This is a genomic window from Streptomyces hygroscopicus (genome assembly GCF_026168105.1).
GTDB classification, from domain to species: Bacteria; Actinomycetota; Actinomycetes; order Streptomycetales; family Streptomycetaceae; genus Streptomyces; species Streptomyces hygroscopicus_D.
Map to the genome: position 1 here is coordinate 64,180 of NZ_LBMW01000012.1, position 16,228 is coordinate 80,407.

Sequence of the window (16,228 nt, forward strand, 5' to 3'; positions counted from 1 at the left end):
CCCGTATGCGTGCCCTCGTCGCCGCCGCGATCGGTCTCACCGCGGCGTTCGCCCTGGTGTTCACCATGACGGCCATGGGTTCGCCATCCGGCAGCACGTCCCCGAAACCGCTGCTGACGACGGTGCCGGCACATCCGTGACCGTACGAGCCGTCCGTCCGGGAGGGAGGCCGGGATGCGCCGCAAGGCCAGCCTGATCCTGCTCGCCTTCGCCGTGTTCTTCGCGGCGCTGTCCCCGCTCCTGCGCTGGTACGCCTTCCCGCACCTGGCCAAGGTCCCCGCGAACCAGTACCAGAACATGGTCCTGGAGGCAAAGAACGCCACCCTCCTCGACTACACCACCATGAAGTCCCGCACGGTCCCCGAGGTCACCATCGTGCAGACCCTCAGGGGCAACGTGGAGGCCGCGAAGAAGATCGAGAAGTCGGCCGGCCGGGACGTCGTGGTCTGGGACGGCCTGTCCTATGTACAGGGGCCCGACGGCAAGATGGTCTCCCGCATCCCCGAGCGCTACATCTTCGACGCGCACAGCCAGGAGCCCGTCCACGCCACCGGCGAGACGGTCGACGGCGACCCTGTCCGGCGCGACGGCATCGAGTTCAAGTGGCCGTTCCTGACGGAGAAGAGGGACTACGAGTACTTCGACGCGCAGGCACGCGTCACGGCCCCCATCCATTACAAGGGCACGCAGGACTTCCGGGGCCTGAAGGTCTACTACTTCGAACAGACCATCCCCTGGACCCGGGTTCCCTTCCCCAGGACCATGCCCGTGCAGGGCATCACTCCCGAATCGGTCGCCAAGACCGGCACGACCCGCTGGTACACCACGGTCCGCAGGTTCTGGGTCGAGCCCCTCACCGGCGCGCCCGTCTACGGCGAGGAGATCCACAAGGAGGAGCTGCGAGGCGGCACGCTCCTCGGGGGCCGCGACAAGGTCACCGCATTCGCGGGAGACGTGAAGATGCGCGAGGACTACATCCGGTCCACGGTGGCCCTCGTCAAGCACAACCGCCTGCTGATCCTGCTGCTGACCTCCTACCTGCCGTGGGGCTTCCTCTTCCTGGGCGTCTGCCTGCTGTCGCTGTCCCTGTACCTGGAGGCGCGGGGCCGCCGCCCGGACGACCCGGCGCCCACCGAGGAGACGGCCCCGGAGCCGGTCACCGCCTGAGCCGCGCGTTCGTGTGCCGGGTCGGCTCGGCAGCCGCCGGGTCCTCGGGCCAGGGGTGCTTGGGATAGCGGCCCCGCAACTCCGCCCGTACGGCCCGGTAGCCGTCCCGCCAGAAGGAGGCGAGATCGGCGGTGACGGCGGCGGGCCGCCCCGCCGGGGAGAGCAGATGCACGACGACGGGCACACCGGAGATCCGGGGCGACTCCTGGAGGCCGAACATCTCCTGCAGCTTGACGGCGAGGACCGGGCGCTCCGGGTCGGCGTAGTCGATACGGACCTTCGACCCGCTCGGTACGGTGATCCGCTCGGGAGCCAGCTCGTCGAGCCGGGTGGCCTCCCCGCCGGACCACGGCAGCAGCCGGGCAAGGGCCTGCCCGGCGTCGATCCGCGCCAGATCGGCACGCCGTCGGGCCCGGCTCAGTTCCGGCTCCAGCCATGCGTCCACGCGCGCGTGGAGCACGTCGTCGCAGACGTCCGGCCAGGGCTCACCCAGGTGCAGCCGCAGGAAGGCCAGCCGCTGCCGCAGGACCCGGGCCTCCGGGGCCCACCGCAGCAGGCCGAACCCCTCGTCCCGCAGCCCTTCCACAAGCGCCTGCCGCACCAGGCCGGGGGCCGGGTCCCGCAGCGGCCGCACCGCCAGCTCGACGGCCCCGAGCCGCTCGACACGCCGGGCGACGACGTCCCCTTCGGCCCAGTGGACCTCGTCACCCTCCCCGCGCAGGGCACAGGCCGCACGCCGCGCCACGTCCTCGTCCGCCACGGCGGCGAGCCGGACGCGCGCGTGCCCCGCTCCGACGGGCCGGTCGGCGACGGCCACCGCGAGCCACCGAGCACCGCGCAGTCGTGATCCGTCCCCAGGCTCGGCGCGGGTGCCGTTCACCATGAGATACGAACCGCCGTCGGCCCGCGCGAGCCGCTCGGGGAACGCCAGGGCGGCCACCAGGCCCGCCACGTGATCGTCCGGCGCCCCCGACTGCCCCGCCGCGATGCCGGACAGGTCGCCCGCCGCGGACCGCAGCCGACGCGCCTCCTCGCGCCAGCGGGTGGCGTAGGCGTCGCCCCCGTGGCGGGCCGTCCGCCATGCCGCCGCCAGATCGTCCCCGTACTCCCGCGGCGGCTCCTCGCTCAACAGGGCGACCACCTCGGCGGCCCGGTCCACTCCGACCCGAGGAGCCGCGTCGAGCAGGGCCCGGGCCAGCCGCGGATGCAGACCGAGCCGGGACATCCGTACTCCCCGTTCCGTCGCCCGTCCTGCCGGGTCCACCGCGCCGATCGCCGTGAGCACCGACCGCGCGGCGGCCATCGCCCCGCTCGGCGGTGCGTCCAGGAGTGCCAGCCCGGAGGCGTCCGGGTCGCCCCAGCACGCCGCCTGCAACGCGAACGCCGTCAGGTCGGCGAGCCTGATCTCCGGGGCCGGGAAGCGGGACAGCCGGGCGTCCTCCGCCTCCGGCCAGCAGCGGTACACCCGGCCCGGCGCCTCGCGCCCCGCCCGGCCCGCGCGCTGCCGTCCCGCCGCCTGCGCGGCCCGTACCGTCGTCAGCGCGCTCAGCCCCCGCGCATGGTCCACCCGCGGCTCCCGCGCCAGCCCGGAATCGACGACCACCCGCACCCCGGGCACGGTCAGCGACGACTCGGCGACGGCCGTCGCCAGCACCACCCGCCGCCCGGTGCCGGGGGACAGCACGGCGTCCTGCGCGGCCGCCGACGCCCGCCCGTGGACCTGGAGCACCTCGACGCCGCCCAGGTCCCCCAACTGTCCCGCCACACGGGCGATCTCCCCGACCCCGGGCAGGAAGCACAGCACGTCCCCCTCGCACTCGGCGAGCGCCCGCCGCACCACCGAGGTCACGTGCGTCAACAGCGCCGGGTCCACGCGAAGCCCGTGCGGCGGCCGCACGGGACGCGCGGGCGGTGCCCACACCACCTCCACGGGGTACGACACGCCCTGCGCGGCCACGACCGGCGCGCCGCCCAGCAGCCGGGCCCAGCCCTCCGCGTCCGTCGTCGCGGACGCCGCCACCAGCCGCAGCTCGGGCCGCAGGGTCTGCCGTACGTCGAGCAGGAAGGCGGCGACCGTGTCGGCGTCCAGGTGCCGCTCATGGCACTCGTCGAGCACGACCATGTCGACGTCCGCCAGTTCCTGGTCCCGCTGCAGCCGTTGGAGGAGCACACCGGTCGTGACGACCTCCACGCGCGCGTGCCGCCCCATCACCCGCTCCCCGCGCACGGTGTACCCGACGCTGCCGCCGGGCCTCTGTCCGAGCAGCCACGCCATCCGCCGCGCCGCGGCCCGCGCGGCGATCCGCCGCGGCTCGGCGACGACCACCCGGCGCGCCGGCCCGTCGCCCACGAGCCCGGCGAGGACCAGCGGCACGAGCGTCGTCTTGCCGGTGCCCGGCGGCGCGCACAGCACCGCGGCACCGTGCTCCTCCAGCGCGTCCCGGAGAGCCGGGACGGCGGAGCGGACGGGAAGGCGGTCGAGGGCGCCGTGGCGGATCACCGCACCAGTGTTCCAGGCGGTTCCGTCAGGGGAGAAAGGCGTGGTGACACCGCTCCTTCAGGGGAGAAAGGCGTGGTGACACCGCCGGCAGAACAGCTTCCTGTGCCAGTCGGCCCGCCGTTTCGCCGTCTGGGCCACCTTGTCGCGCAGCGACACCAGCCAGAAGCCACCGCCGGCCAGTCCGATGTACCCGAGCCACGCGTCGGAGACGAGCAGGGCGCAGCCCACGGTCAGCAGCCCGAGCGGCGCCGCCCAGCGCTCGTCGTGCAGTGCGGGAGGAGCGAAGTGCGGTGCCTCGGCCCGCCCCGCGGGCGACAGCGCCCTCCAGTGCGCGCCGAGCTTCGTGATCCTGTCGCCGCGGCGGCAGACCGTGCAGACGCGCATGCGCGCACCCCCCGACGCCGGGCACTGCGGAACCGCAGCCTTCAGGGTGATATGTCGACTCATCGTTTCTGCCCGGCCCGCACTCCCGGCATACGCGGGCAACCGCGACCGACGCGAATCGACCGGAACGGCCCCCTGGGACCCGAGCAACGAAGGTCCCTCACGAGCGGGCCCGGGACGGATCCTTTGGACGCGAGCGGGCCCGGGACGGATCCTTCGGACGCGAGACCGGGAGGGCTCCCGGCCGCGGGCCCGGGACGGGCTCCCTCGGTCACGGGATACGGAAGCGCCCTCAGCCCCCCTCGACGCCTCGGGCCCCCCAAACCGGAACGGCTTCCTCAGTCCCGCTCGCACACGAAGATCGCCGTCCCCGGGATCAGCGCGCCGCGCAACGGCGACCATCCGCCCCACTCCGCCGCGTTCCAGGCGGGCCACTCCGGCTCGACCAGATCGACGAGGCGGAAGCCGGAGGCCACGACGTCCCGCACCCGGTCGCCGAGCGTCCGGTGGTGCTCGACGTACACCGCCCGGCCTCGCTCGTCCTGCTCGACGTACGGCGTGCGGTCGAAGTACGAGGCCGACACGGACAGCCCCTCGGGCCCGGGCTCGTCCGGGAACGCCCAGCGGATCGGGTGCGTCACCGAGAACACGAACCGGCCACCGGGGCGCAGTACCCGGCGCACCTCGCGCAGGACCAGGGCCGGGTCCGCGACGAACGGCAGCGCCCCGTACGCGGAGCACGCCAGGTCGAAGGAGGCGTCCCGGAAGGGCAGGGCACCGGCGTCGGCCTGGACGAGAGGAAAGGTTCCGCCGATACGCAGCGCGTGCTGGAGCTGGCGGTGGGAGAGGTCCAGGGCCACCGGACGCGCGCCCTGCCCGGCCAGCCAGCGTGAACACTGTGCCGCGCCGGCGCCGATCTCCAGGACGTCCTTGCCCTTGAGGTCCTCCGGCCGGCCGAGCAACTCGGCCTCGACCTCGTCGAGCCCCTCGGGACCCCATACGAAGCGGTCGTCACCGAGGAACGTGCCGTGCTCGATCTGGTACTCGTCCGCGTTCCGGTCCCACCAGCCCCGATTGGCCCGGGAACTCTCTCTGACGTCCGCCGAGCGCCGGGTGGCTTCCGGCTCGAACTGTTCGGCCTCTTGGATGATCGGCTCCCTCGTCGTACTCTTCCGTCCAACCCGCCTCGGCGGTGTCGCCGAGAGGTGTCCCAGGACCTGCCCGGCCCAGTGGCGTCAATCCGGTGTGCGGCCGGGGCCACGTGGCGTCTTGTGCCTGTTATGCGGCGATCCGCCCCGGGTGTGCGCCTTCGCGCATTGACCCTGCCCGGCTGCCCCCGTATGCTACAAGTTGCGCTGCGGGCCTGCGCACCTCAGACGTAGCAGGCTGCGCTCGCATCTGTTGTATGTCCCCTCGGTTGTCGAGGCGCCACCGGAGTTCTTGGGGTGGCGCTTCCTTGGCTGTCCGGCTTCTGCAGAGCGAAACGGGCTCCCGGCGTAAGCAGTACCTACGACTTCAATGTCCGTACCGGAGCCCTTTCCCACATGACGAGCAGCACCGAGACCACCGCCACCACCCCGCAGGTAGCGGTCAACGACATCGGTAACGAGGAAGCGTTCCTCGCAGCGATCGACGAGACGATCAAGTACTTCAACGACGGCGACATCGTCGACGGCGTCATCGTGAAGGTCGACCGGGACGAGGTCCTGCTCGACATCGGTTACAAGACCGAAGGTGTCATCCCGAGCCGCGAACTCTCGATCAAGCACGACGTCGACCCGAACGAGGTCGTTGCCGTCGGCGACGAGATCGAGGCCCTGGTCCTCCAGAAGGAGGACAAGGAAGGCCGCCTGATCCTCTCGAAGAAGCGCGCCCAGTACGAGCGTGCCTGGGGCACCATCGAGAAGATCAAGGAAGAGGACGGCATCGTCACCGGTACCGTCATCGAGGTCGTCAAGGGCGGTCTCATCCTCGACATCGGCCTCCGTGGCTTCCTCCCGGCCTCCCTGGTCGAGATGCGCCGCGTCCGCGACCTCCAGCCGTACGTCGGCAAGGAGCTCGAGGCCAAGATCATCGAGCTGGACAAGAACCGCAACAACGTGGTGCTGTCCCGCCGTGCCTGGCTCGAGCAGACCCAGTCCGAGGTCCGCCAGACGTTCCTCACGACCCTGCAGAAGGGTCAGGTCCGTTCCGGTGTGGTCTCCTCGATCGTCAACTTCGGTGCCTTCGTGGACCTGGGTGGCGTCGACGGTCTGGTCCACGTTTCCGAGCTGTCCTGGAAGCACATCGACCACCCGTCCGAGGTCGTCGAGGTCGGCCAGGAGGTCACCGTCGAGGTTCTCGACGTCGACATGGACCGCGAGCGTGTCTCCCTGTCGCTGAAGGCGACCCAGGAAGACCCGTGGCAGCAGTTCGCCCGCACCCACCAGATCGGCCAGGTCGTGCCCGGCAAGGTCACGAAGCTGGTTCCGTTCGGTGCGTTCGTCCGGGTGGACGAGGGCATCGAGGGTCTGGTCCACATCTCCGAGCTGGCCGAGCGCCACGTGGAGATCCCGGAGCAGGTCGTCCAGGTCAACGACGAGATCTTCGTCAAGGTCATCGACATCGACCTGGAGCGTCGCCGGATCTCGCTGTCCCTCAAGCAGGCCAACGAGTCCTTCGGTGCCGACCCGGCGTCGGTCGAGTTCGACCCGACCCTGTACGGCATGGCCGCGTCGTACGACGACCAGGGCAACTACATCTACCCCGAGGGCTTCGACCCGGAGACCAACGACTGGCTGTCGGGCTACGAGAAGCAGCGCGAGGAGTGGGAGCGCCAGTACGCCGAGGCGCAGGCCCGCTTCGAGCAGCACCAGCAGCAGGTCATCAAGTCCCGCGAGGCGGACGCCGCTGCCGCTGCCGAGGGCGGCGAGGCCGCCGCTCCGGCCGCGTCCGGCGGTTCGTACTCCTCCGAGGGCGGCGACACCTCCGGTGCCCTCGCCTCGGACGAGGCGCTGGCTGCCCTGCGCGAGAAGCTGGCCGGCGGCCAGAGCTGACCGCTCGTCGCTGAGGCCCAGCCGTTGACTGAGGGCCCGCACCCCCTGGGGTGCGGGCCCTCAGCACGTTGATCGTTGCCACGGGCCTTCCCGTGCCAGGCGCACGACGAGCCCGCAGGAGGGGCCGGGCAGGGCTGTCACCGCACTCCACGCACGTGCGCCGACAGGTGACCGCTTGTGCCGAGCAGTGAGCGCGTGTGCCGCGAGGTGACGAAGCGTCGACGTGGCGGATACGGCCGGGAATGCCCTCGCCCTGCACCACGTTGTGCAGTACGAACACGAGGAGGAGCGGTCTAGTGCTTGATCCGCAGGGTTTGTACGCATGGGAGCCGAAGGGCCTGGCCGTCGTCGACACGGCGCTCGCCCAGGAGTCGGCCGGCCTGGTCATGCTCTACCACTTCGACGGATACATCGACGCGGGTGAGACCGGCGACCAGATCGTCGACCGGCTTCTCGACTCGCTGCCCCACCAGGTCGTGGCCCGTTTCGACCACGACCGGCTCGTTGACTACCGGGCCCGCCGCCCGCTGCTCACCTTCAAGCGTGACCGCTGGAGCGAGTACGAGGTGCCCGCGATCGAGGTGCGCCTGGTCCAGGACGCCACCGGGGCACCCTTCCTGGTGCTGTCCGGACCGGAGCCGGACGTGGAGTGGGAGCGCTTCGCCGCGGCCGTCCGGCAGATCGTGGAGCGGCTCGGGGTCCGTCTGTCCGTGAACTTCCACGGCATTCCCATGGGCGTGCCGCACACCCGCCCCGTGGGCCTCACCCCGCACGGCAACCGCACCGAGCTGGTGCCGGGCCACCGCAGCCCCTTCGAGGAGGCGCAGGTCCCCGGAAGTGCCGAGTCCCTGGTGGAGTACCGCCTGATGGAGGCCGGACACGACGTCCTGGGCGTCGCCGCGCACGTCCCCCACTACATCGCCCGCTCCGCGTATCCGGACGCCGCGCTGACCGTCCTGGAGGCCATCACGGCCGCGACGGGCCTCGTCCTGCCGGCGGTCGCGCATTCCCTGCGCACGGACGCGTACCGCACGCAGACGGAGATCGACCGGCAGATCCAGGAGGGCGACGAGGAGTTGGTCGCGCTCATCCAGGGACTCGAGCACCAGTACGATGCCGCCGCCGGTGCCGAGACGCGCGGCAATATGCTCGCGGAGCCCGTGGAGATCCCGTCCGCGGATGAGATCGGGCAGGAGTTCGAACGCTTCCTCGCGGAGCGCGAGGGCGATGGCTGAGCGGACGGGCCTGCCGCTGCGCCGTCAGTGGCAGGCCGTAGGCTTCCCGTCATGCTGAAGGTGGGCCTGACCGGCGGTATCGGCGCCGGCAAGAGCGAGGTGTCGCGGCTGCTCGTGGAGTGCGGGGCCGTGCTGATCGACGCGGACCGCATCGCGCGCGAGGTCGTCGCACCCGGGACTCCCGGGCTCGCGGCGGTCGTCGAGGTCTTCGGGGAGGACGTCCTCGCCCCGGACGGCGGCCTGGACCGCCCCAAGCTGGGTTCCATCGTCTTCGCCGACCCCGAGAAGCTCGCTGCTCTGAACTCGATCGTGCACCCCCTGGTGGGCGCCCGCTCCCGCGAACTGGAGACAGCCGCACCCGAGGGCGCGGTGGTCGTCCACGACGTCCCCCTCCTCGCCGAGAACGGACTCGCCCCGCTCTACGACGTGGTGGTCGTGGTCGATGCCGACCCCGCCACTCAGCTCGGCCGGCTCGTCCGCCGACGAGGAATGACCGAGGAGGACGCACGCGCGCGCATGGCTGCTCAGGCGACGCGCGAGAAGCGACTGGAGATCGCGGACATCGTCATCCGCAATGACGGGACCCTGGAAGAGCTGGAGCGGAGCGTAAGGGACATATGGGTGGATCTCGTTGGCAGGGCGCGGCACCCTCAGGAATAGCGGCGGCCGACGGGGGCGTTGAACCGGTCCAGTGAGGGAAGGACTCTGGAGTGCGCGAGACCAGCGAATCGACCGGACCCACCCCGGAGACGCATGTCATCGACTTCCGTGCCGCCGAGCAACTGCTCGCCGCGCGGGATCCGCGGGGCGCGGTGAAGTTGCTCGACGGCGTGATTGCCGCACATCCGGAGAACACTGCGGCGCGGCTGCTGCGTGCGCGTGCCTTCTTCGCCGCGGCGCAACTGCGGCCCGCCGAGCTGGAGTTCAGCATCGTCCTGGAGCGCGAGCCGGACAACGCGTTCGCCCACTTCGCGCTCGCCCGCACCTATGAGCGTCAGTCGAGGCCGGAAGAGGCGAAGCGGCACTTCCGGCTGGCGGCCGCGCTGGACCCCAATCCTCAGTACCTCAAGGCGGCGCGCTTCGACTCGTAGCGGCGGGCTGTGCGGTGCACTCTGTTCCTGGCCTTTACCGTTCCCGGGCTCTACCGTTCCCGGGAGTTACCGGTCACGGTGCTCCGGCGGCAGGTACGGTGGGACGTCGCGGCCCGGCTGCCAGTGAGCACCTTGGCGCATGTGCCGCACGATCATGGCCATGTCGACGGTGACGACCAGCCACAACACACCGCACGCAGCCGCCCAGCCGGGGCGCCCGACCAGGGCGAATACGACCGTTCCCACCGTCGCCCAGATCAGACCCCAGACGCTCAGCCAGAACCGCGCCCGCAGTGGACTGCGCGCTGTCGTCGGTTCACTGCCCGTACGCATCGGAATCACGGCTCCTACCAGGAAACGTACCCTTCGTGGTGCATGTTCACCATGGAAGGGCGACCGGACCCCGGCCCGCAGGCGACGCGGTCGGATCCCATGGGGGGAGGCAATGGTGCTGCTGGAGGCACTGCGGGCGGACGCGAGGCTCGCGGAGTGGCTGAGGGACCTCGAGTGCGAGGCCGGTCCACGAGTGGAGGCCGTCCTGCCCGACGGGGACGAGCTGCCCGACGTCCTGCTCGACCTGTCCGTACCGCATGAGGACGTCAACGAACTCGTCGCGTGGCGCGCCCGGCTGGGTGAGGACGCGGAGGCGATGACGCTGCTGGCACGGTGCGTCGCCCGTTTCGTGCGGGACATGGGGGAGATGGGGAAGGGCTGGGAGCCGCCGCCGTTCCCCGCGTCGGCCGGCACGCTCGGGCGCCTCTTCCATGTCTACGTCTTCGTCGCGGCGCTTCCGTATGTCCGCGCGTACCACCTGGGGCGCGGCGTCCCGGAGGAGGTGTCCCGGCGCACGCTCGCCGACCTGGGACGACACATGGCGGTGCACCGGCGGCGTCGCGGCGCGGGCGGGCTGTTGTTCCCCTGGTGGATCGCACTGCATTTCCACGGCGAGCTGTTCCAGCTGGGACGGCTGCAGTTCCAGCGCGCACGGCTGGGGCAGCGCACGGGGCGGGCCGTCGCGGCGAAGGGCGCGGGGCTGGGGCCCGGCGACCCCTGTCTGAGCCTGCACATACCCGACTTCCGGGGCCCGCTGTCGCCCGCCGCCTGCGAACGGTCTCTGGCTCTGGCGCGGGAGTTCTTCGCCGAGCACTTTCCCGAAGAGCGCTACGAGGTCGCCGTGTGCCACTCCTGGCTGCTGGATCCGCAGCTGAAGCGGTATCTGGCGGCCGACTCCAACATCATCCGCTTCCAGGACCGTTTCGAGCTCGCGTACGAGGAGACGACACCGGACGACGGGGTGCCGATCGGCTTCGTCTTCGGCGACCCGGAGCTGCCGGTGGAGGGGCTGCCGCGGCGCAACAGTGTCGAGCGGGCGGTGGTGGACCATCTTCGGGCGGGCGGGCATTGGTACGGGGGGCATGGCTGGTTCCCGCTGTGACCGTCCCCGTCCCCGAGCAGCCTTCCCTCTCCCCGAGCAGCCTTCCCCGTCCCCGAGCAGCCTTCCCCGTCCCCGAGCAGCCGTCTCCGTCCCCGAGCAGCCGTCTCCGCCCGACAATGCTGGTTCCGCCCGAAACTGCTGCTCCTGCTCCGAGGATGTGTTCCGCCTGCGAATGTGGCGGGCGGCGGGTGTGCTGATCCAGCGCGAGGGCGGTTACGAGGGGGCATTGGGGGAGGCGGGACTGAGAGTGGACCGGTACCTGACGGAGGACGGCGTGTGGGTGAGGGCGGTGAAGAAACCGGCCGGGCAGCGATGAGTTGGGGGAGGCGGGCCGGTCTACTTCTGTGACAGCACTGCGGAACTGCTTCACACAGGAGAACCCCATGTCCGAGACCACCGCGCCCGTCACCCGCGCCGCCTCCGCCTCCGCCTCCGTCATTTCGTCTGTGAGTCATGGCCACAGCCGGACCCGTCGTGCCGAGATCTCCCTGCGCGCGCTGCAGATCGTGCTCGCGCTCTTCTACGGGGTCGCGAGCGCACTGCCCAAGCTGATCGCGCACCCGTCGGCCGTAGAGTCCTTCGACAGGATCGGCTGGGGAAGCCCGGGGATGTACATCATCGGCTCGCTCGAACTGGCGGGTGCCATCGCGCTGTTGGTACCGGTGCTGTCGTCGGTAGCGGCGGCGGCGCTCTCCGCGCTGATGGTGGGCGCGTTCATCGTCCAGCTCACCGTCTTCCACGGTCAGTACGCGGCTACGCCGCTGATTCTGATGGTCCCGCTGATGCTGATCGCCTGGGCCCGACGTCACCGCACGGCGGACCTTGTGCGCCTGGTGCGCCGCCGGGCATGACCACACCCAAAGACGCTCGGAACTCCCGCAGCCGCCCCGTCCGCCCTCAGAACCCCTCGGAGCCGCCCCGCCCGTGCGAGCGGCTCCGTCGGCCGGACGGGCCCTGGCTCCCGGCCCGGTCCTGGGCGCCGAAGCCGCCCGGGCCGGCGCCCGATGTGCTGCCCGGTGCGGCTCCCAGGCCACGGAGGCGTTCCATTTCGCGGCGGTCGCGCTTGGTGGGGCGGCCCGTGCCGCGATCGCGGACGCCCGCCGGGGCCACGGCCTCGCGGGGCGGCGGGGGCGGGCTGTTGTCGACATAGCACTGGACGGCCACCGGCGCCCCGACCCGCTTGCGGATCAGACGCTTCACGACCACGACCCGCTCCCGGCCCTCGTGCCGCAGGCGCACCTCGTCGCCGACGCGTACGGAGTGTGCGGGCTTCACGCGCTCGCCGTTCACCCGCACATGCCCGCCCCGGCATGCGGTGGCGCCCATCGAGCGGGTCTTGACGAGCCGTACCGACCAGATCCAGCTGTCGATGCGTACGCTCTCGCCGTTCGAGGGGCCGGCTGCTTCGGCGGCGGCCACCGCGGCGGCGGCCTTCGTTTCCTCGGCCTGCGGTTCGGGACGGCCCGGTGCGTCGGCCGCCCGGCTCTCCCCGGGCGTGCCGGAATCCCGACGGTCCGCCCCACTGCCCCGGCGCACCTCGGACTCCTCGCCCGTCTGGGCCGCGCGGGTCCCGTCGGCTCCGCCCCTCTTGTGGTCGTCCGCACCTTCAGAAGCCATGCCCCGACCTTAGCTCCCCGGGGCGGACGGACCGGACCGCTTTTTTCCCGGGGCCTTGTCCACCCGCCTACGGTGGAGGTATGCACAGCAGCAGCCTTGCCGGACTGGACGAGCGGATCACGGGGTGCCGTGCCTGCCCGCGCCTGGTGGCGTGGCGTGAGGAGGTGGCCCGTACCAAGCGCGCCGCGTTCGCCGACTGGACGTACTGGGGGCGGCCGGTGCCGGGCTTCGGACCGTCGGACGCGAGGATGCTCGTCATCGGTCTCGCACCCGCGGCCCACGGCGGGAACCGGACCGGGCGGATGTTCACCGGAGACCGGTCCGGAGACGTGCTGTACGCGGAACTGCACGCCGTGGGGCTCGCGTCGCAGCCCACCTCCGTCTCCGCCGACGACGGACTCGAGCTGTACGGCGTGCGGGTCACCTCGCCCGTGCACTGCGCCCCGCCCGGCAACAAGCCGACCCCGGGGGAACGGGACACCTGCCGGCCGTGGCTCGTGCAGGAGCTGCGGCTGCTGCGGCCGACGCTGAGGTCCGTGGTCGCGCTCGGTGCCTTCGGCTGGCAGGCCGCGCTGACCTCCCTCGCGGAGGCCGGCTGGACGGTGCCTCGGCCACGGCCCGCCTTCGGGCACGGGAGGCGGGTGTCGCTGGACGGCCTGGAACTCTTCGGCTGCTTCCATGTCAGCCAGCGCAACACGTTCACGGGAAGGCTCACACCGGAGATGCTGCGGGACGTGCTGCGCACGGCGGCGCAGGCGGCGGGACTGCCGGCCGAACCGTAGCGGCTCCTCGAGGCAGCGGGACATCCCCCAACAGGCGTCGTACCGTTGCGCGGTGGGTGACCCGCACAAAGGTGGGGGAAGCCTGCCCCGCACAGGGGTGGGGGCGTGCGCGCAGACGCGGTCCGGGTCGCCGTGGGCGCCCGGGGCAGACACCGGGCGGGAAGGTCAGACGCCGTCCGGATCCGGGACGACGGCCGTCGCGGTGATCTCCACGAGCTGTCCGGTGTAGCCGAGGCAGGCCACGCCGATGAGCGTCGACGAGTGCGGACCGGCGCTGAGCCCCGAGGCCTCGACGACGTCCCAGACCGCAGAGAGCACCGCCGGAGCACTGCTCACCACGTACACGTCCGTCGACACGACGTGCGCCATGTCGCTGCCGGCCGCGCGCAACTGCTCGTCGAGGTTGGCGAGCACCTGCCGCGCCTGCCGTACCGGATCGCCCTCCCCGACGAGCTTCCCGTCGGCGTCGAGCGGCACGGATCCGGCGAGGAACGCCAGCCGGGTCCCCGTCTCCACGACGGACGCGTGCGCGTACCGGGGTGGCGGAAAGAGCGTGGGAACGGTGACGCGTTTCAGCATGAGGCCTCCCGCAGAACGACGCCTGGTCCCGACCGACGGCGCGCCGGTCGAACGAACGACCTCCCGATCATGCGGGGACCGCGACGAGCGGCGCATCCCCTTTTGCGGTCGGCGGACGTACGGTCGTCGGCGGGCTACCGTAGGTGGTCGTAGCTGCGAAGGAGGGGCCCAGGTGGACGAGTTGACGGAGCTGGCGGCGGCAGGGGCGACCGCGCTGGTGACCCAGATGGTGACCGACGGTTGGGCGCAGGTACGGGACCGGGTCGGGGCCTTCTTCGCGCGTCGGCGGGGCAGTGACGAGGAGGCCGTCCAGGGCGAGCTGGAGCGGTCCCGCGCCGACCTGGTCGCCGCGCGGGACGCGGGCGACGAGGACACCGCCTCGGACATCCGGGACGAGTGGCGAAGCCGGCTGCGCCGCACGCTGCGCAAGGACCCGCAGGCGGTCTCCGAACTCCGTGCACTGCTCGACGAACTGGCCCCGAGCACCGGCGCGAGGACCGACGGGACCGTCCACAACACCATCAGCGGAGGTGTACAGCACGGCACGGTCATCCAGGCGCACACGGTGGGTGATCTGAACATCGGGGACAGCCGCAGATGAGCAGGGACGACGGGGCGTTCCTCGACGACGTCGCGGACCGCCTCGCCGCCCTCCCCGCGGTCCGTGCCGTGGCCCTCGGCGGCTCCCGAGCACAGGGCACTCAGGGCCCGGACAGCGACTGGGACCTGGCCGTCTACTACCGCGGCCCGGACTTCGATCCCGCCGCCCTGCGCGCCATCGGCTGGCCGGGCGAGGTCTCCGAGATCGGCGGCTGGGGTGGAGGGGTCTTCAACGGCGGCGCCTGGCTGACCATCGAGGGTCGTCGTGTCGACGTCCACTACCGGGATCTCGAGGTGGTGGAACACGAGTTGGCCGAGGCCGAGGAAGGCCGCTTCCATGTGGAACCGCTGCTGTTCCATCTCGCCGGTATTCCCAGCTACCTGATCGTCGCCGAGCTGGCGATCAACCAGGTGCTGCGCGGCGCACTGCCGCGCCCCACGTCGTACCCGGGCGGGCTGCGCGTCCTTGCCGCCGAACGCTGGCACGGCACGGCCCGCGCCACGCTCGCGTACGCGAAGGCCAACCATGCCCCCAGGGCCCGCCTCACCGAGGTCGCGGGCGCCCTCGGCGTGGCCGCCGCGCAGACCGGACACGCGGTGCTGGCGGCACGCGGGGAGTGGGTGACCAACGAGAAACGGCTGCTGGAGCGAGCGGGGCTGCGGGGCGTCGACGGCATCGTGGCAGGGCTGACGGCCGACCCCGGGGTGCTCGCCGGGGCCCTCGGGTCGGCAGGGGAACTCTTCGAGGGCGCCCTCTCCTCCGCGCGGGGATCGGCTGCCCGATAATCCTTCGAAACAACGGACTTCCCGCTGCTACCTTCACCACCGTGGCGAAACTCAATCAGATCATCGCGGTCGAGAAGGGCATCAAGTCCAAGTCCCATCAGGACCTGACGGCTGCTCATCACGGACTGCAGAAGCCCGCGCTGCTGGCCGGAATTTCGCGGACGTATCAGCCGAAGGACGAAGAGGGCGAGCAACTGCCGCCGGAGTCCACGCGGGTGCAGGTGCGGGCCGAGGACGTGCTGCGGGACACCGCGGCCGTCCTCACCCGGCTGTTCGACGTGACCGCCACCAAGGACTGGGCCAACTGCACGGCCAAGGCGGACGTGAAGGTGGACGGACGCGTGCTCGTCGCGGACGTCCCCGTGGCGTATCTGCTTTTCCTGGAGAAGCAGCTCGTCGACCTCAACACCTTCGTCCGCAAGCTGCCGGTTCTCGACGCCTCCGAGTCCTGGGTGCAGGACCCGTCCACGGACGCGTGGAAGACCGAGCCGGTACGGACGCTGCGTACGAAGAAGGTGCCCCGCAACCATGTGAAGGCCGAGGCGACCGACAAGCACCCGGCCCAGGTCGAGGTCTACTACGAGGACGTGCCCGTCGGGTACTGGACGACCGTGAAGTTCTCCGGCGCCCTGCCCGCGCGACGCGTCAATGAACTCCTCGACCGGGTCGAGAAGTTGCAGCAGGCCGTCAAGTTCGCCCGTGAGGAGGCGAACGGCGTGGACGTCCTCGACCAGCGCGTCGGGGACGCCGTGTTCGGCTACCTGTTCGGGTAGCCTCAAGAACTCCCCGGCCACATGAACGACGGCCGGGGTGCGCGAGGAGCGCAAGCTGAAGCTGAAGCTCGTCATGACTGCGCGGTTCCAGTGGAGGTTCGAATCCTCCCCGCGGCACAACTCCCTGCCGCGGTAGCCCAATTCGGCAGAGGCAGACCGCGATCAATCTCAGACTCTCGCTCCAGACTCAGCATTCGCCGCCGATCGCCGGATCGACCGGGCCCAGGCTCCGGGACGTCGAAGT

General features: G+C 71.4%; 18 protein-coding genes and 1 pseudogene. 13 read left to right on the forward strand and 6 right to left on the reverse strand.

All coding sequences use genetic code 11. The features are described 5' to 3' along the window. Positions 1–5 precede the first annotated feature (5 nt). Positions 6–140 (forward strand): SPW_0924 family protein, encoded by a 135-nt coding sequence (locus AAW14_RS14510; RefSeq protein WP_265563920.1) that lies wholly within the window; start codon positions 6–8, stop codon positions 138–140. A gap of 34 nt (positions 141–174) precedes the next feature. Beyond that, positions 175–1,167 carry a DUF3068 domain-containing protein gene (locus AAW14_RS14515; RefSeq protein ID WP_265563923.1) on the forward strand — a complete coding sequence of 331 codons (993 nt, stop codon included), beginning with the start codon at positions 175–177 and terminating at the stop codon, positions 1,165–1,167. Here the strand turns inward: AAW14_RS14515 and hrpB are convergent. From hrpB to AAW14_RS14530, 3 genes are all read right to left on the reverse strand, one after another. Further along, positions 1,157–3,667, reverse strand: coding sequence for an ATP-dependent helicase HrpB (gene hrpB, locus AAW14_RS14520; RefSeq protein ID WP_265563926.1), 2,511 nt, complete (start codon positions 3,665–3,667; stop codon positions 1,157–1,159). The two genes, AAW14_RS14515 and hrpB, sit on opposite strands and share 11 nt — an antisense overlap. 57 nt (positions 3,668–3,724) lie before the next feature. Continuing rightward, complete coding sequence (locus tag AAW14_RS14525) at positions 3,725–4,051, reverse strand: hypothetical protein (protein WP_265563928.1); 327 nt, start codon at positions 4,049–4,051, stop codon at positions 3,725–3,727. A gap of 338 nt (positions 4,052–4,389) precedes the next feature. After that, positions 4,390–5,202 (reverse strand): class I SAM-dependent methyltransferase, encoded by an 813-nt coding sequence (locus AAW14_RS14530; protein WP_416223302.1) that lies wholly within the window; start codon positions 5,200–5,202, stop codon positions 4,390–4,392. A gap of 393 nt (positions 5,203–5,595) precedes the next feature. Here AAW14_RS14530 and rpsA point away from each other — a divergent pair, with 393 nt between their 5' ends. The 4 genes from rpsA to AAW14_RS14550 all read left to right on the forward strand — a co-directional run bounded on the left by rpsA (position 5,596) and on the right by AAW14_RS14550 (position 9,412). Continuing rightward, positions 5,596–7,086, forward strand: coding sequence for a 30S ribosomal protein S1 (gene rpsA, locus AAW14_RS14535; protein ID WP_265563930.1), 1,491 nt, complete (start codon positions 5,596–5,598; stop codon positions 7,084–7,086). A 296-nt stretch (positions 7,087–7,382) separates the two neighbouring features. Then, entirely contained in the window at positions 7,383–8,321 is a 939-nt protein-coding gene (locus tag AAW14_RS14540) for a PAC2 family protein (RefSeq protein ID WP_265563932.1), read from the forward strand. 51 nt (positions 8,322–8,372) lie between these two features. After that, complete coding sequence (gene coaE, locus AAW14_RS14545) at positions 8,373–8,981, forward strand: dephospho-CoA kinase (protein WP_265563934.1); 609 nt, start codon at positions 8,373–8,375, stop codon at positions 8,979–8,981. 50 nt (positions 8,982–9,031) lie between these two features. Further along, on the forward strand, positions 9,032–9,412 hold the full coding sequence (locus AAW14_RS14550; protein ID WP_265563936.1) for a tetratricopeptide repeat protein: 381 nt from the start codon (positions 9,032–9,034) through the stop codon (positions 9,410–9,412). A 66-nt stretch (positions 9,413–9,478) separates the two neighbouring features. Here the strand turns inward: AAW14_RS14550 and AAW14_RS14555 are convergent, their stop codons facing one another. Then, positions 9,479–9,745, reverse strand: a complete 267-nt coding sequence (locus AAW14_RS14555) for a DUF6343 family protein (RefSeq protein ID WP_265563938.1) — start codon at positions 9,743–9,745, stop codon at positions 9,479–9,481. Between the two features lie 115 nt (positions 9,746–9,860). Here AAW14_RS14555 and AAW14_RS14560 point away from each other — a divergent pair, with 115 nt between their 5' ends. From AAW14_RS14560 to AAW14_RS14570, 3 genes and pseudogenes are all read left to right on the forward strand, one after another. Continuing rightward, on the forward strand, positions 9,861–10,847 hold the full coding sequence (locus AAW14_RS14560) for an acyltransferase domain-containing protein (RefSeq protein ID WP_265564122.1): 987 nt from the start codon (positions 9,861–9,863) through the stop codon (positions 10,845–10,847). Between the two features lie 214 nt (positions 10,848–11,061). Continuing rightward, positions 11,062–11,163, forward strand: a pseudogene (locus AAW14_RS14565) (SAM-dependent methyltransferase); the annotation flags it as partial. Between the two features lie 67 nt (positions 11,164–11,230). Next, a complete protein-coding gene (locus AAW14_RS14570) occupies positions 11,231–11,698 on the forward strand; it encodes a DoxX family protein (protein ID WP_265563940.1) in 468 nt (155 codons plus the stop codon). A gap of 46 nt (positions 11,699–11,744) precedes the next feature. Here AAW14_RS14570 and AAW14_RS14575 read toward each other — a convergent pair whose 3' ends face one another. After that, positions 11,745–12,464 carry an RNA-binding S4 domain-containing protein gene (locus tag AAW14_RS14575; protein WP_265563942.1) on the reverse strand — a complete coding sequence of 240 codons (720 nt, stop codon included), beginning with the start codon at positions 12,462–12,464 and terminating at the stop codon, positions 11,745–11,747. A gap of 80 nt (positions 12,465–12,544) precedes the next feature. Between AAW14_RS14575 and AAW14_RS14580 the strand changes: the two genes are divergently transcribed. After that, positions 12,545–13,246: a uracil-DNA glycosylase gene (locus AAW14_RS14580; RefSeq protein WP_265563944.1), complete on the forward strand. Its 702-nt coding sequence runs from the start codon at positions 12,545–12,547 to the stop codon at positions 13,244–13,246. 165 nt (positions 13,247–13,411) lie between these two features. Here the strand turns inward: AAW14_RS14580 and AAW14_RS14585 are convergent, their stop codons facing one another. Continuing rightward, entirely contained in the window at positions 13,412–13,825 is a 414-nt protein-coding gene (locus AAW14_RS14585) for a RidA family protein (RefSeq protein WP_265563946.1), read from the reverse strand. A gap of 172 nt (positions 13,826–13,997) precedes the next feature. Between AAW14_RS14585 and AAW14_RS14590 the strand changes: the two genes are divergently transcribed. The 3 genes from AAW14_RS14590 to AAW14_RS14600 are packed head-to-tail and all read left to right on the forward strand — an operon-like array spanning position 13,998 to position 15,984. Then, complete coding sequence (locus AAW14_RS14590; protein ID WP_265563948.1) at positions 13,998–14,426, forward strand: hypothetical protein; 429 nt, start codon at positions 13,998–14,000, stop codon at positions 14,424–14,426. After that, the gene (locus tag AAW14_RS14595) at positions 14,423–15,211 is read left to right on the forward strand and encodes a nucleotidyltransferase domain-containing protein (protein ID WP_265563950.1); all 789 of its coding nucleotides are present in this window, start codon (positions 14,423–14,425) and stop codon (positions 15,209–15,211) included. Before AAW14_RS14590 ends, AAW14_RS14595 begins: the two co-directional genes overlap by 4 nt. A 41-nt stretch (positions 15,212–15,252) precedes the next feature. After that, the gene (locus tag AAW14_RS14600; protein ID WP_265563951.1) at positions 15,253–15,984 is read left to right on the forward strand and encodes a hypothetical protein; all 732 of its coding nucleotides are present in this window, start codon (positions 15,253–15,255) and stop codon (positions 15,982–15,984) included. Positions 15,985–16,228: the final 244 nt, after the last annotated feature.